Annotated in this window: 21 protein-coding genes; 4 read left to right on the forward strand and 17 right to left on the reverse strand. The window is 65.3% G+C overall.

From position 1 onward, the window contains the following. The first annotated feature begins 1 nt into the window (after window position 1). The 3 genes from LXE91_RS38670 (at window position 2) to LXE91_RS38680 (ending at window position 4,053) form a co-directional block, all read left to right on the forward strand. On the forward strand, window positions 2–1,879 hold the full coding sequence (locus tag LXE91_RS38670; RefSeq protein WP_039343234.1) for a cytochrome c biogenesis protein DipZ: 1,878 nt from the start codon (window positions 2–4) through the stop codon (window positions 1,877–1,879). A 123-nt stretch (window positions 1,880–2,002) separates the two neighbouring features. Beyond that, a complete protein-coding gene (msrA, locus tag LXE91_RS38675; protein WP_046197036.1) occupies window positions 2,003–2,698 on the forward strand; it encodes a peptide-methionine (S)-S-oxide reductase MsrA in 696 nt (231 codons plus the stop codon). Between the two features lie 239 nt (window positions 2,699–2,937). Continuing rightward, window positions 2,938–4,053, forward strand: a complete 1,116-nt coding sequence (locus LXE91_RS38680; protein WP_039343232.1) for an aromatic ring-hydroxylating oxygenase subunit alpha — start codon at window positions 2,938–2,940, stop codon at window positions 4,051–4,053. 34 nt (window positions 4,054–4,087) lie between these two features. Here the strand turns inward: LXE91_RS38680 and LXE91_RS38685 are convergent, their stop codons facing one another. From LXE91_RS38685 to LXE91_RS38720, 8 genes are all read right to left on the reverse strand, one after another. Continuing rightward, window positions 4,088–4,543 carry a cytidine deaminase gene (locus LXE91_RS38685; RefSeq protein ID WP_223274413.1) on the reverse strand — a complete coding sequence of 152 codons (456 nt, stop codon included), beginning with the start codon at window positions 4,541–4,543 and terminating at the stop codon, window positions 4,088–4,090. A 42-nt stretch (window positions 4,544–4,585) separates the two neighbouring features. After that, a complete protein-coding gene (deoA, locus tag LXE91_RS38690; RefSeq protein ID WP_039343229.1) occupies window positions 4,586–5,902 on the reverse strand; it encodes a thymidine phosphorylase in 1,317 nt (438 codons plus the stop codon). Between the two features lie 38 nt (window positions 5,903–5,940). Further along, window positions 5,941–7,215, reverse strand: a complete 1,275-nt coding sequence (locus LXE91_RS38695; RefSeq protein WP_039343227.1) for a NupC/NupG family nucleoside CNT transporter — start codon at window positions 7,213–7,215, stop codon at window positions 5,941–5,943. A 338-nt stretch (window positions 7,216–7,553) separates the two neighbouring features. Then, a complete protein-coding gene (hydA, locus tag LXE91_RS38700) occupies window positions 7,554–9,011 on the reverse strand; it encodes a dihydropyrimidinase (protein ID WP_039343224.1) in 1,458 nt (485 codons plus the stop codon). 34 nt (window positions 9,012–9,045) lie between these two features. Further along, window positions 9,046–10,554: an NCS1 family nucleobase:cation symporter-1 gene (locus tag LXE91_RS38705; RefSeq protein ID WP_039343221.1), complete on the reverse strand. Its 1,509-nt coding sequence runs from the start codon at window positions 10,552–10,554 to the stop codon at window positions 9,046–9,048. A 100-nt stretch (window positions 10,555–10,654) separates the two neighbouring features. Then, a complete protein-coding gene (preA, locus tag LXE91_RS38710; RefSeq protein WP_039343218.1) occupies window positions 10,655–11,971 on the reverse strand; it encodes an NAD-dependent dihydropyrimidine dehydrogenase subunit PreA in 1,317 nt (438 codons plus the stop codon). 64 nt (window positions 11,972–12,035) lie between these two features. Continuing rightward, entirely contained in the window at window positions 12,036–13,373 is a 1,338-nt protein-coding gene (locus LXE91_RS38715) for an NAD(P)-dependent oxidoreductase (protein ID WP_039343213.1), read from the reverse strand. 135 nt (window positions 13,374–13,508) lie between these two features. After that, the gene (locus LXE91_RS38720; RefSeq protein WP_039343211.1) at window positions 13,509–14,789 is read right to left on the reverse strand and encodes a Zn-dependent hydrolase; all 1,281 of its coding nucleotides are present in this window, start codon (window positions 14,787–14,789) and stop codon (window positions 13,509–13,511) included. A gap of 355 nt (window positions 14,790–15,144) precedes the next feature. On the opposite strand from LXE91_RS38720, the gene LXE91_RS38725 reads away from it, so the two are divergent. Beyond that, window positions 15,145–15,843, forward strand: a complete 699-nt coding sequence (locus LXE91_RS38725; RefSeq protein ID WP_039343208.1) for a TetR/AcrR family transcriptional regulator — start codon at window positions 15,145–15,147, stop codon at window positions 15,841–15,843. A 75-nt stretch (window positions 15,844–15,918) separates the two neighbouring features. Here the strand turns inward: LXE91_RS38725 and LXE91_RS38730 are convergent, their stop codons facing one another. From LXE91_RS38730 to LXE91_RS38770, 9 genes are all read right to left on the reverse strand, one after another. Next, on the reverse strand, window positions 15,919–16,494 hold the full coding sequence (locus LXE91_RS38730) for a DUF1120 domain-containing protein (RefSeq protein ID WP_039343203.1): 576 nt from the start codon (window positions 16,492–16,494) through the stop codon (window positions 15,919–15,921). 22 nt (window positions 16,495–16,516) lie between these two features. Continuing rightward, window positions 16,517–19,084, reverse strand: coding sequence for a fimbria/pilus outer membrane usher protein (locus LXE91_RS38735; protein ID WP_052760078.1), 2,568 nt, complete (start codon window positions 19,082–19,084; stop codon window positions 16,517–16,519). Continuing rightward, window positions 19,084–19,797: a fimbria/pilus chaperone family protein gene (locus LXE91_RS38740; protein ID WP_046197035.1), complete on the reverse strand. Its 714-nt coding sequence runs from the start codon at window positions 19,795–19,797 to the stop codon at window positions 19,084–19,086. The genes LXE91_RS38735 and LXE91_RS38740 overlap by 1 nt, the downstream gene beginning before the upstream one ends. Window positions 19,798–20,127: 330 nt before the next feature. Continuing rightward, window positions 20,128–20,796 (reverse strand): DUF1120 domain-containing protein, encoded by a 669-nt coding sequence (locus LXE91_RS38745; RefSeq protein ID WP_039343196.1) that lies wholly within the window; start codon window positions 20,794–20,796, stop codon window positions 20,128–20,130. 152 nt (window positions 20,797–20,948) lie between these two features. Further along, complete coding sequence (locus LXE91_RS38750) at window positions 20,949–21,527, reverse strand: DUF1120 domain-containing protein (protein ID WP_158077521.1); 579 nt, start codon at window positions 21,525–21,527, stop codon at window positions 20,949–20,951. A gap of 182 nt (window positions 21,528–21,709) precedes the next feature. After that, window positions 21,710–22,315, reverse strand: coding sequence for a DUF1120 domain-containing protein (locus tag LXE91_RS38755; RefSeq protein ID WP_076841503.1), 606 nt, complete (start codon window positions 22,313–22,315; stop codon window positions 21,710–21,712). 200 nt (window positions 22,316–22,515) lie between these two features. Beyond that, entirely contained in the window at window positions 22,516–23,142 is a 627-nt protein-coding gene (locus LXE91_RS38760; protein ID WP_039343189.1) for a DUF1120 domain-containing protein, read from the reverse strand. A 211-nt stretch (window positions 23,143–23,353) separates the two neighbouring features. Then, on the reverse strand, window positions 23,354–24,043 hold the full coding sequence (locus LXE91_RS38765; RefSeq protein ID WP_046543622.1) for a DUF1120 domain-containing protein: 690 nt from the start codon (window positions 24,041–24,043) through the stop codon (window positions 23,354–23,356). Between the two features lie 31 nt (window positions 24,044–24,074). Next, window positions 24,075–24,704, reverse strand: a complete 630-nt coding sequence (locus LXE91_RS38770; RefSeq protein ID WP_157644912.1) for a DUF1120 domain-containing protein — start codon at window positions 24,702–24,704, stop codon at window positions 24,075–24,077. Window positions 24,705–25,061: the final 357 nt, after the last annotated feature.

Here is a 25,061-nt window from a genome sequence, read left to right on the forward strand (position 1 = left end):
CATGCTGCTCATCGTCCTTGCCTACCTCGGCGGCGTGCTCACGATCCTGAGCCCGTGCATCCTGCCCGTGCTGCCGTTCGTGTTCGCGCGCGCCGACCAGCCGTTCGTACGCAGCGGCCTGCCGCTGCTCGTCGGCATGGCGCTCACGTTCGCCGTCGTCGCGACACTCGCGGCCGTCGGCGGCGGCTGGGTCGCGCAGGCCAACCAGGCCGGCCGCTGGGTCGCCATCGTGCTGCTCGCGGTATTCGGCCTGACCCTGTTGATGCCGCGCCTCGCGGAACACCTGACGCGCCCGCTCGTCGCCGCCGGCAACCGGCTCACCGGCTTCGCGCAACGCGACGGCCGCCCGGCCGGCCCCGCGTCGTCGCTGCTGCTCGGCGTCGCGACCGGCCTGCTGTGGGCGCCGTGCGCGGGCCCGATCCTCGGGCTCGTGCTGACCGGCGCCGCGCTGCGCGGCGCCAGCGTCGGCACGACGCTGCTGCTGGTCGCGTATGCGGCCGGCGCGGCGACGTCGCTCGGTGTCGCGCTCGTGATCGGCGGGAAGGTGTTCGCCGCGATGAAGCGCTCGCTCGGCGCCGGCGAATGGATCAAGCGCGGAATCGGCGTGGCGCTGCTGGCCGGCGTCGGCGCGATCGCACTCGGCCTCGATACGGGTGCGCTCGCGCAGTTGTCGACCGTCACGACGGGCGGGCTCGAGACGAAGCTCGTCGACCGGCTCGGCGGGCGTTCGAACGGCGCACCGAGCGCACCGGCGGCGATGGCCGCCACCGCCAACACCGCCGTCGACACGAATGGCGGCGCGATGATGGCCGCGGCTGTCGATAGCGCGCAGGTCAACGGCGGGCCGATCGCCGGCGGCGCAATGATGCGCGCGGTGGATACGACGCATGCGACGGCCGCGCTGCCCGTCGAAGGGACGCTGCCGTCGCTCGACGGCGCGGTGCAGTGGCTGAACTCGCCGCCGCTGACGGCGGCCGGCCTGCGCGGCAAGGTCGTGCTGGTCGATTTCTGGACGTACTCGTGCATCAACTGCCTGCGCACGCTGCCGTACACGACCGCATGGGCACGCAAGTACGCGCCGTACGGGCTCGTCGTGATCGGTGTGCACGCACCCGAGTTCGCGTTCGAGCGCGACATCGGCAACGTGAAGAAGGCCGTGCACGACCTCGGCATCGACTTCCCGGTCGCGATCGACAACCGCTTCACGATCTGGCGCGCGTTCAGCAACGAATACTGGCCCGCACACTACTTCGTCGACGCGCAGGGCCGCGTGCGCCGCCACCACTTCGGCGAAGGCGAATACGCGGAATCGGAGCGCGCGATCCAGTCGCTGCTCGCCGAGGCCGGTCATCCGGAAGCGCTGAACGTGCCGATCGGGCTCGCCGGCGCGCCCGCGAAGGGTGCGCTCGCGGCGGCCGACAATGCGGACGTCCGCTCGCCCGAGACCTACGTCGGCTACGCACGCGCCGAGGACTTCATGTCGCCGGGCGGTGTCGTGCGCGACGCGGCGTACCGCTACGCCGAGCCGGCGGGACCCGATCTCAACGACTGGGGCCTCGCCGGCACGTGGCAGGTCGGTGCCGAACGCGCGACGCTCACGGCGCCGGCCGGCCGCATCGTCTACCGCTTCCATGCACGCGACCTGCACCTGGTGCTCGGCCCCGGCGAGGACGGCAAGCCGGTGCGCTTTCGCGTGACGCTCGACGGCGCGGCGCCCGGTGCCGCGCACGGCAGCGACGTCGATGCACAAGGCTACGGCACCGTGACCGGGCAGCGCCTGTACCAGCTGGTCCGGCAGCCCGGCGCGATCGCCGACCGCACGTTCTCGATCGAGTTTCTCGATCCCGGCGTGAATGCGTATGCGTTCACGTTCGGCTGATCCCGGCAGGACGCGGCGCATGGGTGCCGCATCCGGGCCCCCCGCTTCCCCTACCGCCTTTCGAAGGAGCACACCGTGAACACCCTCTCCCCCCGCGGTCCCGCGCCGCAACGGCGCACGGCGATGCTGCGCCGCATCGGCGCCATCGCCGTCGCGGCCGCCGCCGTGTTCGGCTACCAGCGCATCGTCAATTCCGCCGAGCCGATGCGCACCGTGCCCGCCCCGACGCTCGACGAAACGCCCGGCGCATCGCACGACGAGACGGCCGTGCTCGCCGGCGGCTGCTTCTGGGGCGTGCAGGGCGTGTTCGAGCACGTGAAGGGCGTGAAGCAGGTCACGGCCGGCTATGCGGGCGGCGCGTCCGAAACCGCGCACTACGCGCTCGTCGGCTCCGGGCTGACCGGGCACGCGGAATCGGTTCGCATCGTCTACGACCCGACGCAGATCACGTACGGCCGGCTGCTGCAGGTGTTCTTCTCGGTCGCGCACGATCCGACCGAGCTCAACCGGCAGGGCCCCGACGAAGGGTCGCAGTACCGGTCGGCGATCTTCCCGACCACCGCGCAGCAACGCGCGGTCGCGACCGCTTACATCGCGCAGCTCGGCACCGCGCACGTGTTTCCGGGGCCCGTGGTCACGCGCGTCGAGGACTACAAGGGGTTCTACCCGGCCGAGGCCTATCACCAGAACTACCTCGAACTGCACCCCGACGCGCCGTACATCGCGTACAACGACATGCCGAAGATCACCGGGCTGAAGCAGCACTTCCCGGCGCTGTACCGCACCGACGCGGTACTGTGGCGCGATGCGCGTTCGTGACCGGCAAGCGGCCGCGTGACGGGGTGACGCCCGACGCGCGGCCGAGACCCGCGCGACCACGCACGGCGAGCGCGCGCCGCCTTCGACCCGGTTTGCCCTATATCAACGAAACCACGGCCGCCGTGCCGGGGCAAACCCGCATCGCTTCCGCCGCGGCGGGCAACTTCGCGTAGACTTCTCCAGATCCCCGCCGCATCACGCGGCGCCTGGAATCCCAGTTCAGCCCGGAGACGTCACGCATGCGCGCAGTGCCCATTCCTGACAGCGGCACCCTTGGAGAACCCTCTTCCGGCGCGGCCGTGCGCGACCTGCGCCGCGTGCCGATTCATCCCGATCACTGGTACCCGCTCGCGTGGTCGCGCGAGCTGAAACGCGGCAAGACGCTCGGCGTGCGCTTCGCCGGCGATCCAATCGTGCTCGTGCGCACCGAGTCCGGTGCCGTGTATGCGCTCGAGGATCGTTGCGCGCACCGCCAGGTGCCGCTGCACGCGGGCGTCGTGAGCGGCGAGACGCTGCGCTGCTGCTATCACGGCTGGACTTACGCGTGCGACAGCGGCCGCTGCGTCGACGTGCCGTACCTCGGCCGCGAGCGCTTGCCCAACGGCGTGCGCGCGTATCCGTGCCGCGAAGCGCACGGGCTGATCTTCGTGTTCCCGGGCGATGCGACGCTCGCCGATACCCGGCCGTTCCCCGCGCTCGAATCGGCGGACAACCGCGCATACAAGACGCGCCGCTTCGGCCGCGAGGTCAAGTGCCACTACTCGTTCATGCACGAGAACCTGATGGACATGAACCATCAGTTCCTGCACCGCAAGCAGATGGGGCAGATGCGCGCGCGCTCGGTAGGCCGGCGCCGCGGCGACGACTGGGTCGAGGTCGATTACACGTTCGCGCGGATGGAAGGCAAGCAGCCGGTGGGTGAAGCGCTCGTGTTCGGCGCCAGCAAGAAGCCGGCCGACCAGTCCGACAAGAGCGTGATGACGGTGCGCACCGGCTACCCGTACCAGACGCTGCAGATCCGTTCGAGCGAAGGCACGCTCGTGATGGACCTGTGGATCGTCTACGTGCCGCTCGACGCCGAGCAGCGCACCAACCGCACGTTCGGACTGCTGTCGATCCACAAGCCCGGCATCCCGTTCGCGCTCGATCTCGCGTGGCCGCTGCTCGTCTGGTTCACCGAGCGCATCTTCCGCGAGGATCGCTGGATCGTCGAGCGCGAGCAGGAAGCGCACGATGCCCAGGGCGCCGACTGGAACCACGAGGTGTTTCCGGTCATCAACGAGCTGCGCGACCTGCTGCGCCAGTGCGGCGCACGTACGGTGATCCCGATCCGCGACGCGCGCGACGGCGCGTGATGCGTGCGGCGCGTAGCGTGAAAAGCGCGCGCCGTTACAACCGGAACGCGCCCGGCAACAATGCATGGGCCGTCGTGACCTCGACGGCCCCTTTCAGGTTGGCCAGGATCACTTCGATGTCGGGCGTGCCGATCTCGATCATCACCTGACGGCACGCGCCACACGGCGCGATCGGGCCGTCCGTGTCGCCCACCACCGCGAGCCGCGTGAAATCCCCCGGACGATAGCCGGCCGCGATGGCCGAAAACATCGCCGTGCGCTCCGCACAATTGCAGAGTCCGTAGGACGCGTTCTCGACATTGCAGCCATGAAAAACCGTCCCGTCGCGCGCCTGCAGCGCCGCGCCGACCTTGAAGCGCGAATACGGCGCATACGCGCGTTCGCGCGCCGCCTTCGCCGCTTCGATCAGTTCGTTTCGTTCCATCTCGTCGTGCCTCCGATTGTGTGCCGGGTGTTTCCGCGCGGCCGCATCCCGGCCGTGGCGATACACCCGTGACGTGCAGCGATCGCCGGTGTCGGTACCGGCGATCAGTCAGCCGATCCGCTGATAAATGGTCGGCGGCGCGTCGCCCGTCTCGCCCAGCACGTAGCTGCGCTGGATCGCGTCCACCGCGTGCGCGGCCGCGGCGGCGTCGCGGGCATGCACGTAACCGAGCGGCTGGCCGGCCTCGACACGCTGCCCGATCTCCGCGAGCGCCGTCAGGCCGACACTGTAGTCGATCGCATCCGCCGCGCGCGTGCGGCCGCCGCCGAGCGCCACGACCGACAGCCCGAGCGCGCGGCAATCGACCCGCTGCACCATGCCGCTCGTGCGCGACGGAACCGGCACGATCACCTCCGCCCGCGCGAGATGACGTGCGGGTGCGTCGATCAGATCCGCGGGGCCGCCGAGCGCCGTGACCATTCTCGCGAAGCGTTCCGCTGCCGCACCCGTATCGAGCGCCTGCTGCAACTTCGCGCGCGCCGCTGTGACGTCGCGTGCCAGCCCGCCGGTGACGAGCAACTCTGCGGAAAGCGCCATCGTGACCTCATGCAGGCGTGCCGGACGCGACTTGCCCGTCAGGTAGTTGATCGCGCACGCCACTTCGATCGCATTGCCCGCGCACGGCGCGAGCGACTGGTTCATGTCGGTGAGGATCGCGGTCGTCTTCATCCCGGCGCCGTTGCCGACGTCGACGATGCTGCGGGCCAGTTCCGCCGATTTCTCCGCGGTCGGCATGAATGCGCCAGAGCCGACCTTGACGTCCATCACGAGCCCGTCGAGTCCGGCCGCGAGCTTCTTCGACAGGATCGACGCGGTGATCATCGCGATCGACTCGACGGTCGCCGTCACGTCGCGAATCGCATAGATGCGCATGTCGGCCGGCGCGAGCCGCGCGGTCTGCCCGATGATCGCGACGCCGACATCGCGCACCGTGCGGCGAAACGCGTCGGTATCGGGCGTGACGTTGTAGCCCGGAATCGCACTCAGCTTGTCGAGCGTGCCGCCGGTATGGCCGAGCCCGCGCCCCGAGATCATCGGCACGTAGCCGCCGCATGCGGCCACCATCGGCCCGAGCATCAACGATACGACATCCCCGACGCCGCCGGTCGAATGCTTGTCGATCACCGGCCCGTCGAGCGCGAGCGCGCGCCAGTCGAGCACGTCGCCCGAGTCGCGCTGCGCGAGCGTGAGTGCGACGCGCTCGTCGGTGCTCAGGTCGTTGAAATACACCGCCATCGCGAACGCGGCCACCTGGCCCTCGGTCACGCTGCCGTCGGTCACGCCGCGCACGAACGCGGCGATCCCGTCGCGATCGAGCGGCTGCCCGTCGCGCTTTCGGCGAATGAATTCCTGCGGTAAGAACATCGTTGCCTCTCCTCGATCAATCGATGGCCGCTGCGGGCTCAATGCAGGGAAAAGAACAGGCCGGCGATCGCGGCGCTCATCAGGTTCGACAGCGTCGCGGCCGTCAATGCGCGCAGGCCGTGCCGCGCGACTTCGGAGCGGCGCTCGGGCGCGACCGCGCTGAAGCCGCCGGCGAGAATCGCGATCGACGAGAAGTTCGCGAAACCGCACAGCGCGAACGACACGATCGCGAGCGTCTTCGGGTCGAGCACCTGCAGGCCGGCCGCCGCGACGTGCTCGCCGCCCTTCAGGTACGGCGACAGGTCGCCATACGCGACGAACTCGTTGAAGATCAGCTTCTCGCCGATGAAGTTGCCGGCCAGCGCCGCGTCATGCCACGGCACGCCGATGATCCACGCGAGCGGCGCGAACAGGTGGCCGATGATACCCACCAGCGTGATCTGCGGAAAGCCCACGAACGCGGCCACGCCGCCGACGATGAGGTTCATCAGCGCGATGAGCCCCACGAACGCGATCAGCATCGCGCCGACGTTGATCGCAATCCGCAGCCCGACCGACGCGCCGGACGCCGCCGCCTCGATCACGTTGGCGGCCCGCTTGTCGTCGAAGTCGAGCCCGTCGACCACGACGCGGCTCGGCTCGACCGTCGGATACAGCAGCTTGCCGAACAGCAGCCCGCCCGGCACCGCCATGAACGATGCGGCGAGCAGGTATTCCATCCTCACGCCGAGGCCGGCATAACCGACCAGCACCGAGCCGGCGACCGACGCCATGCCGCTCGCCATCACCGTGAAGATCTCGGCGCTCGTCATGTTCCGCACGAACGGTTTCACGAGCGCGGGCATCTCGCTTTGCCCGAGAAAGATCGTCGCGACCGCCGAGCACGCCTCGATGCGGCTCACGCCGAGCACTTTCGCCAGCGCCGCGCCGAGGATCGCGACGATCCACTTCATCACGCCGATGTAGTACAGCACCGCGATCAGCGCGGTCACGAAGATGATCATCGGCAGCACGCGCAGGCCGAACACGAACCCGCCATCGCCGAACAGCTGGAACATCCGGCTGTCGACGAGGCCGCCGAATACGAACGCGATGCCGTGATTGCCCATGTCGAGCACGCGATTCACGCCGTTCGCGGCGCCCGCCAGCGCCGTGCGGCCTGCCGGTACGAACAGCACCAGCGCGCCGATCGCCAGCTGCGTGCACAGCGCGGCGATCATGGTCCGGCCGCTCACTGCGCGCCGGTTGTTCGACAGCAGATAGGCAACCAGCAGCAGGAACAGCATACCCAGGAGACTGCGCAGAATATCCACCTCGTACTCCTTGCTCTCAATGTTGTTGGATTGTTCGGCGGGCGGCCCGGCACGCCTGCGCAACGCCGTCGGTGGATATTACTCGCCGGCATGCACGTCGACAACGCAAACAAAATGGTCGCATTTGCGCGACATCGCGTGTTTCATCGACTTGCTCAGTTGTTCTATGTATCCGGAGATCGGCAAGGCGCGATCGCGCTCAATTCATCCCAAATATTGAGAGGATGGGCGTGATGCGGAGAGGCGGCACGAGCGGTGCCGGCACGAACGTAAACGCACGCTCAAACATGCGCGGGGCGTGTCGTTCGAACCGACACGCCCCGCGCGATACGCAACGCTCAACCGGCGCGCTCGACCGGATGCGGTTCGCGCAGCCGGTTCGCGATCCGCGCGGCCTCGTAGTAGCTGGCTGCCGGCGGGCGCTTCAGATAGCGGCCCGCGCCGCGCACGGCACGCAGATCGCCGTCGGCCCACGCGAGCGCGCCGCGCGTGAGCGTGTGGGTTGCGACGCCTTGTACGGTCATCCCCTCGAACACGTTGAAATCGACCTGCTGGTGATGCGTCTTCACCGAGATCGTCCTGGTCGCGGCCGGGTCCCACACGACGAGGTCGGCATCGGCGCCCACCTGCACGGCGCCCTTGCGCGGATACAGGTTGAAGATCTGCGCGGCGTTCGTCGACGTGATCCGCACGAACTCGTTCGGCGTGATGCGGCCATGATTCACGCCGTGATGCCACAGCACCGACATGCGATCCTCGACACCGCCGCAGCCGTTCGGGATCTTCGTGAAATCCTCGCGGCCCATCGCCTTCTGCGACGCGCAGAACACGCAGTGGTCGGTTGCCGTCGTATGCAGCTGCCCTGCCTGCAGCCCGCGCCACAGCGCCTCGCGGTGCTCGGCCGAGCGGAACGGCGGGCTCATCACGTGCGCGGCCGCACGTGTCCAGTCCGGATCGCGATAGACGGCCTCGTCGATCACCAGATGGCCCGGCAGCACCTCGCCGAACACGCGCAGCCCTTCGCTGCGCGCCTTCGTGATCGCATCGACCGCGTCCTTCGCGGACACATGCACGATATACACCGGCACGCCGAGCACCTGCGCAATGCGGATCGCACGATTCGCCGCCTCACCCTCGACCTCCGGCGGCCGCGACAGCGGATGCGCCTCCGGCCCCGTCATCCCGCGCGCGAGCAGCGCCTTCTGCAACTGGAACACGAGCTCGCCGTTCTCCGCATGCACGGTCGGCAACGCGCCGAGTTCGAGCGAACGCGAGAAGCTGTTCACGAGCACCTCGTCGTCGGCCATGATCGCGTTCTTGTACGCCATGAAGTGCTTGAAGCTCGACACGCCGTGTTCGCGCACGAGCGTGCCCATGTCGCGGTGCACACTCTCGTCCCACCACGTCACGGCCACGTGGAAGCCGTAGTCGGCCGCCGCCTTCTCGGCCCAGCCGCGCCAGGCATGGAACGCGTCCATCAGCGGCTGCTTCGGGCTCGGGATCACGAAGTCGATGATGCTCGTCGTGCCGCCCGCGAGCCCGGCGGCCGTACCCGAGTAGAAATCGTCGCTCGCGGTCGTGCCCATGAACGGCAGTTCCATGTGCGTATGCGGATCGATGCCGCCCGGCATCACGTACTGGTCGTGCGCATCGACGACGGTCGCGCCGGCCGGCGCATCGATCTGCCCGGCGATCTGCAGGATCGTGCCGCCGTCCTCCGGGGCTGCGCAGAGCACGTCCGCGCGGTAGGAACGGTCCGCATCGACCACGGTGCCGCCACGAATCAGGATTGCCATGGGGTTGCCTCCTCGTTGACTGTCGGGTGCCGAATCAGGCGCTCGCGATCTGCGCGTGCTGTCCGGCGCGCCACTTCATCCAGGTGCCGTACACGCATGACGCCAGCACGAGGCCGACGAACCACGCGTACGTGTAAAGCGTGTTGAAGAACGCCGGCACGTTCGGAAACGACGCCGGAAACGCCGTGTGCAGGAAGCCGGGCAGGTTCGGCAGCACGCCGACCGCGAGCGCGGCCAGCGCGGCCGGGTTCCAGCCGCGCGCGTAGCTGAAGCCGCCGCGCTCGTCGAACAGCGCGCGCGTGTCGAGCCGCGTGCCGCGAATCAGGAAGTAGTCGACCATCAGGATCCCCGCCACGGGCCCGAGCAGCGCCGAGTAGCCGACGAGCCAGGTGAAGATGTAGCCGTCCGTCGTCGCGAGGATCTTCCACGGCATCATCACGATCGCGAGCGTCGCGGTGATCATCCCGCCGGTGCGGTACGAGATCGCCTTCGGCCACAGGCTCGAGAAGTCGTACGCCGGGCCGACGAGATTCGCGGCGAGGTTGCAGCACATCGTGTCGAGCGTGAGGATCACGAGCGCGATGCCCACGCCGATGCCCGTCATCCGGCTCGTCAGGTCGATCGGATCCCAGATCGCGTTGCCGTAGATCACGACGGTCGCCGACGTCACGACGACCGACACCACCGACAGCAGCGCCATCGGCAACGGCAGCCCGATCGACTGGCCGATCACCTGGTCGCGCTGCGAATGCGCGAAGCGCGTGAAGTCGGGGATGTTCAGCGCGAGCGTCGCCCAGAAGCCGACCATCGCGGTCAGCCCCGGCCAGAAGGTCGCCCAGAACAGCCCGGCTTTCTTGCCGCCTGCGGCAAACTGCGACGGCGCCGACAGCATCGTGCCGAAGCCGCCCGCCTTCGACGTTGCCCACCACACCAGCGCCACGCACATCACGACCTTGATCGGCGCCGACCAGCTTTCGAGCCAGCGGATCGAATCGGTGCCATGCCAGATGAAGTAGAGCTGCAGCGCCCAGAACACGAGGAAGCATGCGAGCTGCCCGAACCCGATGCCGATGACCGGCAGCGCGGCGCCATGCAGCGCGTTGCCGGTCAGGATGTTCAGCAGCGTATAGATCGCGCTGCCGCCGAGCCAGGTCTGGATCCCGTACCAGCCGCACGCGACGATCGCGCGCAGCAGCGCCGGCAGCTTCGCCCCCTGCGTGCCGAACGACGCGCGCACGAGCACCGCGTACGGAATCCCGTGCTTCGCGCCCGCATGGCCGATCAGCAGCATCGGCACGAGCACGATCAGGTTGCCGAGCAGCACCGTCGTCACCGCCTGCCACGGCGACATGCCTTCCTGGATCAGCCCGGCCGCGAGCATGTACGACGCGATGTTCATCACCATCCCGACCCACAGCGCCGCGAAGTGATACCACTTCCACGTGCGCTGCGCCGGCGTCGTCGGCGCGAGATCGTCGTTGTACAGGCTGCCGCCCTGCGCCGCGGCGCGATCGGGATCGGCGGGATTCGCTGCGTGATTCATCTGACTCACTCCACGAAAACGTCAACGCCGGCATCACTCGATGCCGGCCCGGGTGGAACGAAAGGCGGCGATGCAGGATGGCCCGCATCGCCGGACGCCGTCAAGCAGCCTTCTTCGCGTGCTTCTCGGGTGCCGCCGCGCCTGCACTCGCCCCCGCCTCCGCGCTCGCCGGATTGTTCGGATGCGTGGTCCAGTTCGCGTAGTCGCCCGAATCGACACGCTCCATCGTGATGCATTGCTCGACCGGACACACATGCATGCAAAGATTGCACCCGACGCACGCCGAATCGACCACTTCGAAATGCCGCACGCCGTCCTTCGTCGCGGTGATCGCCTGGTGCGACGTGTCCTCGCACGCGATATGGCACAACCCGCACTGGATGCAGCGGTCCTGGTCGATACGCGCCTTGATGTCGTATTTCAGGTTCAGGTATTTCCAGTCGGTCACGTTCGGCACCGCGCGGCCGCGAATGTCGTCGAGCGTCGCGTAGCCCTTCTCGTCCATCCAGTTCGACAATCCGTCGGCCAGGTCCGACACGATCCGGAATCCGTAATGCATCGCGGCGGTGCACACCTGCACGCTGCCGGCGCCGAGCACCATGAACTCCGCCGCGTCGCGCCATGACGAGATGCCGCCGATGCCCGAGATCGGCAGGTTCGGCGTTTCCGGGTCACGTGCGATCTCCGCGACCATGTTCAATGCGATCGGCTTGACCGCCGGGCCGCAATAGCCGCCGTGCGTGCCCTTGCCGTCGACCGTCGGCATCGGCGCCATATGGTCGAGATCGACCGCGACGATCGAGTTGATCGTGTTGATCAGCGACACGCCGTCCGCGCCGCCCTTGTACGCGGCGCGCGACCCCATCCGGATGTCGCTGATGTTCGGCGTGAGCTTCACGAGGCACGGCAGCTTCGTGCCTTCCTTCACCCAGCGCGTGACCATCTCCACATATTCGGGCACCTGCCCGACCGCCGCGCCCATCCCGCGCTCGCTCATCCCGTGCGGACAACCGAAGTTCAGCTCGACCGCGTCGGCGCCCGTATCCTCGACGAGCGGCAGGATCCATTTCCAGTCGCGCTCGTTGCACGGCACCATCAGCGACACGATCAGCGCGCGGTCCGGCCAGTCGCGCTTCACCTGCGCGATCTCTCTCAGGTTCACGTCGAGCGGACGGTCGGTGATCAGCTCGATGTTGTTCAGCCCCGCGATGCGCTGGCCGTTCCACTGCACCGCGCCATAGCGCGAACTGACGTTGACGACATGCGGATCGAGCCCGAGCGTCTTCCAGACGACCCCGCCCCAGCCCGCCTCGAACGCGCGGTTCACGTTGTAGGCCTTGTCGGTCGGCGGCGCGGACGCCAGCCAGAAAGGGTTCGGCGAAGTGATGCCCGCGATGGTGCAGCGAAGGTCGGCCATGGTCGGCTCCGTGAGAGTGGGGTCGTGTTCGTTGTGCTCGTGGTGTGTGACGCGCGTCGTGCGCTCACGCGGCCTTCGCGTCGCGCTGCGCGAGCGTCGTGTCGATCGACGCGGCCGCGCGCTTGCCGTCCTGCACGGCCTGCACCGTCAGGTCGACGCCGCCCGTCGCCGCGCAGTCGCCGCCGGCCCAAACGTCGGGCCATGCGGTGCGCCCGTCGGCGTCCACCGCGATGCGGGCGCCGTCCGCCGTCAGCAGCGCGGCGTCGATGGCGTCCGGCACCAGCGTCTGGCCGATCGCCTTCAGCACCATGTCCGCCTCGACGGTAAAGCGCTCGCCCGATGCCGCCTCGAACTCGACACCCGTCACCTGCCCGTTCTCCCCCGCCATGCGCACCGGCTTCGCGTGCGTGACGAGCGTGACGCCGCTCTTCTGCGCGAACTCGCGCTCGGCCCACGTCGCGCTCATCGCCTCCACGCCGCGCCGGTACACCATCGTCACGCGCTCGGCGCCGAGCTTGCGGCTCTGCACCGCCGCATCGATGGCCGTATTGCCGCCGCCGATCACGACCACGCGCCGCCCGACCGCCACGTTCTCCAGCGCATCGGCCTGCCGCACCTGCTCGATGAAATCGACCGCGTTCATCACGCCGTTCAGTTGCTCGCCGTCGATCGACAGCGCACGCACGCCGCCGAGCCCCATCGCAAGAAACACCGCGTCGTGCTGCTCGCGCAGCGCGTCGAGCGTGATGTCGCGGCCCAGCGCGACGCCGGTTTTCAACGTGATGCCGCCCACCGACAGCAGCCACTCGACTTCACGCTGCGCGAAATCGTCGACGGTCTTGTACGCGGCGATCCCGTATTCGTTGAGGCCGCCGGCCTTCGGGCGCGCGTCGAACAGCGTGACGCGATGCCCGGCGAGCGCGAGCCGATGCGCGCATGCGAGCCCGGCCGGCCCCGCGCCGACCACCGCGACATGGCGTCCCGTGTCGGGCGCGCGCGTGAAGCGCACCGCGCCGGTCTCCATCGCCCAGTCGGTTGCATGCCGCTGCAGTGCGCCGATCGCGACGGGCTGCGCATCCTGGTGGTTACGCACGCATGCGCCCTCGCACAGGATCTCGGTCGGACACACGCGGGCGCACATCCCGCCGAGCGGGTTCGCCGACAGGATGTCGGTCGCGGCGCCCTTCAGGTTGCCGTTGCCGATCTTGCGGATGAAGCTCGGGATGTCGATCTGCGTCGGGCAGGCCTGCACGCACGGCGCGTCGTAGCAGTAGTGGCAGCGGCTGGCGGCGGCCGCCGCGGCAGTCGGATCGAGCAGCGGCGCGATGTCGGCGAATTCGCACGAGAGTTGCGTGGACGACAGGCGTTGCGCGGCGATATCGCCGGTTGGCTTGGTGGTCATACGCGTTCCTTCGACTGGGTGGAGACAAAGCCGTCCCCGCCGGCTGCGAGTGCACAGTCGGGGCGGTCGTTGTTAGGAATGCTACGGTCAGGCTGTCACGCGTTGATCAGCCTGCCGGCTGCTACGGCCCTGGTGTCATGACGCCGGCTCGCATGCACGCGACAGCATCGCGTGCAGCAGCACGTTCGCGCCGGCCTCGATCCAGGCGGGCGTCGCGTCCTCGATCTCGTTGTGGCTGATGCCGTCGACACACGGCACGAACACCATCGACGTCGGTGCGACCTGTGCGAGGTAGCACGCGTCGTGGCCGGCACCCGACACGATGTCGCGATGCGAGAAACCGAAGCGGTCGGCCGCACTGCGCACGGCTTCCACGCAGGCAGCATCGAACGCCACCGGCTTGTAATAGAAAATCTGCTCGAGTTCGGTCTCGAGCCCGATGTCGCCCGCGATGCGCGCCACACCTTCGCGCAACGCAGCATCCATCTTCGCGAGCACCGCGTCGTCCGGATGACGGAAATCGACGGTGAAGAACACGCGGCCCGGAATCACGTTCCGCGAGTTCGGGTAGACCTGCATCATGCCGACCGTCGCGCAGCCGAATGGCGCATGATCGAGGCCGATCCGGTTGACGAGATCGACCACGCGCGACGCGCCGAGCAGTGCGTCGCGCCGCCGCGGCATCGGCGTCGGCCCCGCGTGCGCTTCCTGGCCGGTGAACACGATCTCGTACCAGCGCTGCCCCTGCGCGTCGGTCACGACGCCGATCGTCTTGCACTCCGCCTCGAGAATCGGCCCCTGCTCGATATGCAGTTCGAACGCCGCGTGCAGCTTGCGCCCGCCGCACGGCACGTCGCCCGCGTAGCCGATCCGCGCCAGCTCCTCGCCGATCGTCTTGCCGTCCACATCCTTGCGCGACAACCCGTATTCGAGCGGGAACACGCCCGCGAATACGCCCGACGCAACCATCGCCGGCGCGAAGCGCGAGCCTTCCTCGTTGGTCCAGATCACGACCTCGACCGGATGCTCGGTCTCGATGCCATGATCGTTGAGACTCCGAATCACTTCAAGGCCGCCGAGCACGCCGTAGATGCCGTCGAAGCGGCCGCCCGTCGGCTGCGAATCCGCGTGCGAGCCCGTGACGACCGGCGCTGCATCGGCCACGCGGCCCTCGCGGCGCATGAACACGTTGCCCATCGTATCGACCGTCACCGTGCAGCCGGCGGCCTTCGCCCAGCCGACGATCAGGTCACGGCCGGCCTTGTCGAGATCGGTCAGCGCGAGGCGACACACGCCGCCCTTCGGCGTCGCACCGATCTTCGCGACTTCCATCAGGCTGTCCCACAACCGCTTGCCGTCGACCTTGATCGACGTGTCGAAAGCTGCCCGCTTCACTGTTTCCGATACCGCGTTCATTCGTATCGCTCCTGTGGGGTCGGTGATGTCGTCAGCCCGGTCTGTGCCGGTGCGCGTCATGCCTGTTTCGGGGCAACGCCGCCCAAGCGCGGTGCATGCCCCGGTCTTCGCGAAGATCGTCCGACGAATCGGGCCGAAATGTTTCCGCCGCTCGTCGAATCCTGTCCGATTGGACAGGTTTTAGACGATCAAAATGACCAAATCAATCTCTTTCTTGCGTGAATGGATAGAGCGAGAAACGTGCCACCGCAACGCAGCATGGCGATGAATGCGCGAGATCGGTGCGCGTGCGTTCGATGCGAATCAGCGGCTAGAATGAAGCCCAACGCGGCACGCCCGCCGCGCGAGGGCAACGATGAGACATGACGAGGCGACAACCGAAGCCACCGACAGCGACGAAACGCCGGCGCCATTGCGGCGACGCAAGGCGCACATCCGCGAGTCCAACGAAGCGCATCTGCTCGCCTGTGCGGAAGCCGTGTTCGCGGAGCGCGGGCTCGACGGCGCGAGCACCGCGATGATCGCGGAGCGCGCCGGCCTGCCGAAAGCCAACCTGCATTACTACTTCCCGACGAAGCTTGCGTTGTACCGCCGCGTGCTCGACGACCTGTTCGAGGACTGGCATCGCGCGGCCGGTTCGTTCGAGGCCGACGACGATCCCGTCGAAGCGATCGGTGCGTACGTGCGCGCGAAGATGGCGCTGTCGCGGCGGCGCCCGCTCGGCTCGAAGGTCTGGGCCAACGAGATCATCCACGGTGCGGAGCACATGCAGGACATCCTGTCCGAACGCGTGAAGCCGTGGTTCGATACGCGCGTGAAGGTCATCGACAGCTGGATCGCGCGCGGGCTGCTTGCGCCCATCGACGCGCATGCGCTGATGTACCTGATCTGGGCCACCACGCAGCACTACGCGGATTTCGATGCGCAGATCCGCGCGCTGAGCGGCAGGCGCACGTTCACGCAAAAGGCGTTCGACGAGAAGACCGAGCAGGTCGTGCAGCTTGTGATTCGTGCGTGCGGGGCGGTGTCGCCGGAGGCGAAGCGATCGGCATGAGCGCTTTCGCGCGCACCGTGCTGCTGCGTGGCCCATCGCTGAGCAATCACGGAATGGTTCGCCGGCCGCTTGCCTTCAGAACGGAACCAGCTCCAACGCGTGGCTGCTGGACCAGTTCGACTCGCTGTTGAGGACTTCGATCGCGCTGCGCGGAATCACGGGTTCCAGTTCCAGTTGCAAACTCAACCGGCTCCCCGCCTCCGGCACGCCTTGCGCCAGGACGACAACGCCCGAGCGCGGATGCAAGCCGACTCTGCCGGCCGGCTCCGACGGTTGCTGACCGGCATGCTCGACACGGCCCAGTGCAACGGATTTCCCGTCCAGATTGGCGTCGCCGGCTGTCACCGAAAGCACACCCTGCTCACCGAACCGGAACGCGCCGTCGTCGAGCGCATCGCCGCGCAGGAAAATCGCCATGCGCACCGGCTCCTTGCAGACGATGCTCACGGAAACGAGGCGTTTTCCCAATGAGTATCCGACTGCCGATGCGGGCTGCCCCAGAATGGTTTGCCGGTACTGGGCGCCATAGTCGAGTTGTGAGAGCCCGGTATGCATCTGGCAATTGTCCGCGGCCTGCACGGCGCCGCCCAGGCTCAGGCCCGCGCATATCGTCAACGCCCACCGGCGGATACGTTTCGGTTGTTGCAACATGTCGTCTCTCGAAGCCGGGGGCTCATTGAAGGATGCATCGGGCATCGGCGCTTTCGAACAGCGCGCCGGAGCCCGTGGGTTCGGGCAATGCATATTGCAACCGGCACTGCTTGCCGTCCGGCAACGCCACCTGCAACACCTCGTTCCCGGCGCCGTTGTTCAGAAACACCTGCCCCTGCTCGAGCACCATGCCGACATACCGCTGGCGGCTGTCCAGCACATAGGCGCCGGCGGGCAGCGGATTGCCGTCGGCGTCGCGCGCGTTGAGCAGCACGCGGCGCACGCGGGCAAGTTCGAAGTCGATCCGGTTCACCGATCCGCGCCCCGGATCGACCTGCCGGGTACCGTTGCCGATATCGACGTTGCGCGGCAAGGTACTGGTCATCACCTCCACGCGGTTACTGCTGTATGGAGAGAGCCGGGGCACCACGGCACGTCCCCAGAGGTCGGTCCACACCGGCCCCTGCGGCGTGTTGATCTTCACGCTCGATACGCCCGACGCCGACACGATGGCGAACGTGTCTTGCACGGGATACGGCGAAAGCGTCACCCCGTCGGCGTGCACCACCACGCCGCCCGAGGCGCCGGCGTAATACGATCGCGCGCGCTTGCCGGTATCGGAGAAACCCAGGTTGACCTGGGCAATGCGCGGCGTCGCCGCCATTTGGCCTGCCACGGCGTTGCTCCGGTCGCGCGTGTTGCGATCCACGTTGACCGAGTAATTCAGGTTATCGCCGATCCGCTCGCTATAGCTGGCGCCGAAGCGCGTATAGCCGCTCGTGTTGCTGGCATAGGAGCGGACAGTGCGCTTGCCGAACGGAATGCTCAACGACGCGTAATAGGTGTTGCCGGGCCGGTCGTACGCATTGCTGCCGTAATATCGGCCCTCCCGGCGCGGGCTGAGATCGCGCTCCACGTTCAATGACACGGTACCGAACGCGAAACTCTTGCCCCACGAAAGGTTCAGCCGCTGCGTACGCTCCCCGTTCTGTTGACTCGCGAATGAGTAGCCGAAGGTCAGACCGCCCAGCCTGGCATCGGACCAGGCCAGCGCCGCGGTATGCCGGCTCCGGTAGCGCGAGGCGGCAAATCCGGCCTGGCCGGTATCCACGGTGAAGTCGTCGAGCGTGCGATAGCCGTTGCTCTGATACGCACTGCTGAAACTCATGCTGAGGTTCTCGTGCAGGCCGCTGAAAATGCCCGAGACCTCGATCTCCGTGCCCGACTTGCCCGCCTCCAGCGACACGCGCTGCTGCAGCTTGACGCTGCTCGCGCGCGACAAGCGCATGTCCACGCCCCAGCTGCCAGCCTGATAGCCGGGCGCGAACAGCGCGGCCATCCCGACATTGCCGCGCTTGCCGAGCGTCCAGTTGCCGCTCGCGCTCGCCACCCACGGATTGCGGGCCTTGTTGCCGTCGAGATTGCGACTCTTGCCCAGCGCGAACGCGTAGCCCGGCCGCTGCCCGAGCGCCCCCGCACTGATCGACGCGGCGGGCACCACGAAGCTGCGCCGCGCGCCGTCGGATTCGATGACGGTCACCTCCAGGTCGCTGCTGTTGTTCAGCAGCGGCAGGTCCGTCAGCGCGAAGGGGCCGACCGGCACGACGGTGGTATAGATCAACGCCCCCGCCTGGCGCACCTCGACGCGCGCCTGCGATTGCGCGACACCCTCGACCATGACGATGTTGCGCGCCTGCTTGCCCAGCGCCGAATCGGGAAAAACCTGGATGCCGGTCAGCGGCGCGCCGGTCAGCACCGAGTTGGCGATGTTGATCTGCCCTACCTGTGCCGTGGCGCCCCAGCGCAGCCAGGTTCGCTGGCCATAGGCGTACAGATGTCGGCTCTGGAATCCTGAGTGATCCTCACGTTGCGAATAAGCGCGACTGCGCAGGATCCAGTCGCCGGCATTCACGCCAAGCTCGGTGTTGAGCGACAGGAAGTTCGAGCCCGCCATGCCGCTCGACTCGCTGCGCATGGTCATCAGCTCGTAGTTGAGCAGCGCCGCGTTGCCGCCCCGGCTGTAGCCGGAGAAGTCCGCCACCGCCTGACGAAGCGCCGTGGTCGGCACCACCAGCCGCACTTCCTCGCGCCCCGGCTTCAGCGTCACGTCCGTGCCGGGGAACGCCTGCGCGAAGTCGTAGCATGCGTCGGGTTCCGGGTCACCGGGCAACGCGTACTTCGTGTCGGGCACCACCAGTCCGGCCGCATCCAGAAACGCGCGATCGAAGCACAGCGCGCCGTTCTCGTCGAACCGCGTGTTGATCCTCCCCCGCCGAATGTCGTTGACATAGACGACGACACGGCTGTGTCCCGGCCGATAACGCGGCGAGCCGCGAAAATAGTCGGCGATCTGAGGATCGAGCCCGCGCTGCTGCAGGATGCTCGTATCGAAGAGCGCATCGGCGGCGGCCGGCTCGGCCGTTGCCTGCGCGGCGGCGGACGCCGTGTCGGGCGCCGCGTCCACCTCTGCCTGTGCCCGCGGCGAATAGGTGCCGGCAAGCAACAACAACAGCGATGCGGCCGTCCCGCCGCAGTACACGCTCGATTCGCGCTGGCGCCGTGATCTGCGCGACGCACGATTGACGCGCATTACGGTTGCCTCGCGGTGTCGACGAGCGGTGCGTCGTAGGTGTCGACCTCGTAGCCGTAAATCGTCGCGGGCGACAGCCTGACGCTGGTTGCGCGCGCCCCCGCCCCTGAAGGCAACGGGACTTCGACGGTACTGCCGGGCAGCACGTAGGTCTTGCCCAGATCCACCGCGGTCTTTTCCGGCATGAGTTGCACGCCTTGCCCCAGACGCACCACGTAAGGGCTATCGTTGCGCGCGCGCAGTTTGCCGTCCGCCGCCACCGACCACTTCAGCAGCGTCCATGGCGAGGCATGCTTCTCAAGCTTGGCGGGATGCACGATCAACGGCAGGTTCTGGCGAATCGTCATGCTGATGCGCGCCTTTCCGTCCGGGCCCTTGGGCGGAATGCCCTCGAACGTCACGCGCTTGAGCCGCTGCACCTGAAGCGGCGCCGGGCTTTGCAGCATGAAGCGCACCAGTTGCGTATCCTGACCTTCCACCCGGCTCACCGGCGGCACCGCCACGACCAGCAACTCCTGGTCGTCCGGTGTGTTCTGTATCGTCGTATGCAGCAGCAGCGGCATCGACTCCGTGTTCTTCACGTTCATGGTCGTTTCGCCGTCCGCTTCGTTCAGGATCACCACGGACGATTCGGGGAGGACGCCGGAGGCGTGTGCAACGAGGGCTGGCACGCTGAGGCATAACGGTAGTCCGGTCGTCAGGATGGTCTTCATCAAAGCGTGACGGCGCGACGCAAAATATTGTCCCCGAGAAACAGATTCTGACGGGACACGCACTAAGATGCTCAACATGATTAGGAATCCGATTTTATTGAAATTGATGACTAGTCACGCGCGTTGCTATCGGTATTTCAGGAAATCCGAGGAGGTGGCCGATTGGTACGTTGCTCCGGCCCGACGGTCGACTTCATGTGACTATCCTGCGCCTCTGCGGGATGGAGCGATGCTTGCGATCGGTGCGAGCGCTGCAGGAGCAATCAGGCGCCTCGTCATGGACCTGATTCAATCTTCCTGAGTCGGGAAGGTCAGAACGACATCCACGCGCTACAGGTACCCGAGTTCCAAGGTCATGGATCCGTCGAGTTCCATCCCGTCACCGACCCCGACGTCTTTTCTGACAGTAAGGCCGATACTGATCACCAACGTGCTCGTCAGTGCCTTGAACGCCACCGGCTCCCTCTCCCACCACCTCTCCGGCGGCGGCGGCGTCCCATCCACGCCCCACGAAATGGTCTCGCCGGGGTGCAGACTGGTCCGATCCCCGGCGCTGATCCAAGCGGATACGTGGGGACTGTACCCAATCACGAAGGCATCTCTTCCATCGGCCTTGGGTGAAGTCTTGTCGATTTTAATGATGTAGAAGCCGATGGCAGGATTTCCCAGGCCGAAAGCGTTCCAATCGAAATAGCCGTCTGACACCGTACCTCTGCGGTTATCCTCCGCGGTAACGCTAACCTTGGTCGGGTGCGGGCAGTTGATCATCAACGACATCTCACGCCCCTTGAACACCATGTAATCCGTCGCATTGGGGGGAGAAAGCTCCGTGCTCGTCAGAGTGCCCAGGTCGACGACACCGCCGTTGCCCAGCGCTATGCTGCAAGCCCCGTCCATCCGGATATGACCGCCGACGCTGAGGTCAGCAGCCGATGTCACGCCCGGAATCGACAACGTACAGGCCAGCATGGATAGAGCACTCAACTGCCTCAAACTCATCGGAATACCTCGCTCATTCGGAACGGCTTCAACAAACGCATATCGTGTAACGGACCGACCGCCACGCCATCACAACCCCGTGAACAGCAGCAACAAAACCCGATTTCTGGTCGCAGACTCTTTGAAATGGGGAATTCCACGAAGCGTATGCGCTACAGGTATACGAGCTCCAAGGTCGCGGAGCCGTCGAACGCGAGTTCGTCGGTGAACGCGGTGTCCTGCTTGGTGATGAGCTCGATCGTCAACGTGTCCGTCAGTGTCTTGAACGCCACCGGCTCACTCTGCGGCCCACTCACGTCCCACGAAATGGTCTTGTTGCTGCCCCAGCTGTAGGTGCGGCCTTTCTCGCGCCAAGTCGTCTCGCCTTTCCAGCGCCAGATCGAAACGCTCGCTGCGCCATCGACCATAGAAGGACCAAAGTTGACGATCCGGTAGTAGCCAATGGCACGATTACCCAGACCAAAATTCCAGGGGTGATCTTCTGATGCCGTCCCTTTTCGATTGTCGATCAAGTCGACGCCGACCCTGGTCCGGCGCTGGCAGTTAATCGTCAGCGACACGTCGCGCATATGATCGGCACCATATAAATCTTTGCGCGACAGATTACCGAAGTCGGCAACGCCTCCGTTGCCCAGCGTTATGTCGCAAGCGCCGCCCGGTCGAATTTGACCGCCGACGCTGAGGTCAGCAGCCGATGTCACGCCCGGAATCGACAACGTACAGGCCAGCATGGATAGAGCACTCAACTGCCTCAAACTCATCGGAATACCTCGCTCATTCGGAACGGCTTCAACAAACGCATATCGTGTAACGGACCGACCGCCACGCCATCACAACCCCGTGAGCAGCAGCAACAAAACCCGATTTCTGGTCGCAGACTCTTTGAAATTGAAAATCCAGCGATGCGTATGCGCTACAAGTACACGAGTTCCAAGGTCGCGGAACCGTCGATTTCAAGCACATCGACGTGCGCCATGTTTTCTCTTATGTCGTGCAAATAGACGTTGACGCCCAACGTTGTCGTCATTGTCCTGAACGCCACGGGCCCGAGGCCGTTAGCCGTCCACGAAATGGTTGTGGACGGCCACCGTGTCGGATCATCCGTCCTGTACCAATAATCACCACTGCGATGAATCACGTAGACCTTCCTCCCATCGGCCTCGCTGATGTTTCGCTCAGGATCAATACCGTAACCGCCGATAGCAGGATTGCCCACCCCAAAACCCCTAGATGCTGCAGCAGATTCCTTACGATTATCGATCGCTTTGACGCCGATCCTAGTCTGACTCGGGCAGTTGATCGTCAATGGTACGTCGCGAGAATTGCTATAACTATCCTGATCAATCTCTGTTAGCGATACATTGCCAAAGTCAAAAATACCGCCGTTGCCCAGCGTTATGCTGCAAGCCCCGTCCATCCGGATATGACCGCCGACGCTGAGGTCAGCAGCCGATGTCACGCCTGGAATCGACGACGTACAGGCCAGCACAAAAAGAACACATAGCTGCTTCAAACTCATCTGAATACCTCACTCGTTGAAAATGAGTATTGAAACTCGCATATCGCTGAAGCCGACGCTCGAACTCCTACACTGTCTGACACGCTATGTGTTGATCGACTCCACACCGCTACCACGCGACTCCCCAATGACTTGCAGCAGCACGATCCGATTTCCGGTCGTGGATTCTCTGAAACGAGGAACCCAACGACTCGTATGCGCTATAGGTACACGAGTTCCAAGGTCGCGGAACCGTCGATCTCCAATTCGTCAGTAAACGGCATATCGCGCCTCAAAGTGGTCCGGATTAGCAATGTATTCTCCAGCGTCTTGAACGCCACTGGCTCCGTCTGCGGCCCATCCACGTCCCAGGAAAGGATCTTGCTGCCGCTCCAGACGGAGTTCCTCCCTTTATCGCCCCACCAAGGAAAATCGCCTTTACTTCCCCAAATCCAAAAGGCCTCTCGTCCGTCGGCCTGGGGGAATCCATCGCTGGCAATTACGTAGGAGCCGATTGCTGGATTGCCAAGACCGAAAACCTGATCTCCGAAAATCTGCTCCGATGGCGGCACCGTACCTTTGCGATTGTCGATCACGCCGACGCCGACCTTGGTCGGGTGCTGGCAGTTGATCCTCAACGACATGTAGCTGCTCCGAACGAAAAGCGTGCGGATATCCTTACGCGATAGATTGCCCAAGTCGGCAACCCCGTTGTTGCCCAACGCTACGTTGCAAGCACTAACTGATTCGATATGCCCACTGACACTGAGGTCGGCAGCCGACGTCAGCCCCGGGATCGACAACATGCAGGTCAGCACGGAAAGAAGCATGAACTGTTTCAATTTCATCAAAATACCCCTTTGAGAACAGAATCATTGCGAAAGCCCACGCTCGACGTAACGTACTCTGGGGCCCCACATGTTGACTCCCACTATCCACCGCACGGCCCCCCCAGCGGACGCAGCATCACGATCCGTGTTCTGGTCGTGAATTTCTCGGTAAGGGGGGCAATGGCGCACGGCCTCCTTTGCAACAGCGTCAATCAAGCAACGCGGTGTATTACAAGTACACGAGTTCCAGGGTCGCGGAGCCATCGAGCGCGATCTCATCCTGGAAATCAAGTGCGGGCGTGTGGATATACACCTCTACTTGCAGTGCTGCAGTGAGTGTCTGAAACGCAACAGGAAAACGAGGGAACGCATGATCAGGATTGCCCCACGAAGTGAGAGGAGATCCATGGCGGGAATTGTTGGATAACCCGCCTGAACCGTCGTTCCAACTACTACCGCCATCCCAACTCGTAAGGGTGATCGGCCGCTTTCCATCGAGATTGCCCTTCTTATCATCCCCGCGAATGACGTAACTGCCGATCCCCAAAGTGCCTAATCCGAGCCAAGCGTCGAAGAAGGTCGAGCCTTCTCGATTATCCACAACCTTGATTGCAACCTTGGTTGGAGATGCGCAGTTGATCGCCAACGACATATCGCGATACGCGTTCCATTTGCTCAAGGTCTGGCGCGACAGTTCACCCACGTCGATGACTCCGGCATTGCTCAACGCCAGACTGCAGGCACCAGCAGGCTGGATTTGGCCTTTCACGCTCAGGTCAGCGGCGGACGCGTCACTCGCTACGGCGCCTATGGCACCGCAAACCAAGGCCAGGGAAAGCAAAGACTTGAGATTCACAAATTCTCCCTTGATGTCGAGTCGCGCAAATGCATTAGAACGCCCGTCGGCCGTCGCAGCCATGCGATGCTCCGGCCGACTTCGGTCGCCTCTTTTACAGATAGGTCAGCTCGACAGTCGCCGAACCATCGAGATCGACCCCGCCTTTGGAAAGATCAAGCTCCGACAGCTTGTTGATCGTCGGGCTGACAGTCAAATTGGCGGAGATGGACTTGTATGCCCCAGGCGCCGTGCTGCCCGAGTCCGAGAACGATTTCCGCGCCGAGCCGTTCGCCATCAATCCAGTGCTGTCGAGCGCCCATGCGCTGGAGCCAGCAGGCGCGGCCAGAACGTCCAGGGAATTGCTGTCGCCGAGAGCTTTACTTAGCGTGAGCGTGTAAAAACCTACCTTCGCCTCCTTGCTCAGCCCGAACTCGTCGTCGCCGCCCTTGCCACCGACAGCCATACCCGCGCGGTTGTCCCGCACGTTCAACGCAACCTTGGCAGCTGCATTGCAAGAGATGGCGATGGTTTGCGTCTTCGCATCGAGTGCCGTCACCGCATCCTGGCTGAGCTTGTCCGCCCCGATGGTGCCGAAATCATAGAGGCCGCCGTTGCCGATCGTGAACTGGCATGCGTCGGGTACGATTTTGCCAATGACCTTGATCTCCGCGGTTTGTGCTTGCGCATGACCTGCGACCAGCACACCCGCAATCAACCCGAATCCCGCTAGTTTTTTCTTCATCGACTTGCTCCAATAACAAATGAACTCGCAATAGAACTGGCAATAGATGGCTGCGCACCACGCGATGGGCACCGCAAAAAATCGTGCGCGACCACTTCGACAAGTGTGGCTGCCCAGTGCCGGTTCAATCAATTCGGAAGATTCTTGTTTTCGTCGGGAAAAATCTGACGGGCCGATCAGACCATTCGCCGTCGATCCGCATTCAAGTATCGTGAAAACATGAACGGCAATGTCATTCGAACGCACGTTCTGCACTACGCATGGCGACTTTGAAGAAATGCGGCCGACATCCTCTCGGCAGCCCATTCAATCGAAAGCCGAATGAGCTGCAACACTTCGAATGACGTATTCGACAAA

This window comes from Burkholderia contaminans, from assembly GCF_029633825.1.
Lineage (GTDB): Bacteria > Pseudomonadota > Gammaproteobacteria > Burkholderiales > Burkholderiaceae > Burkholderia > Burkholderia contaminans.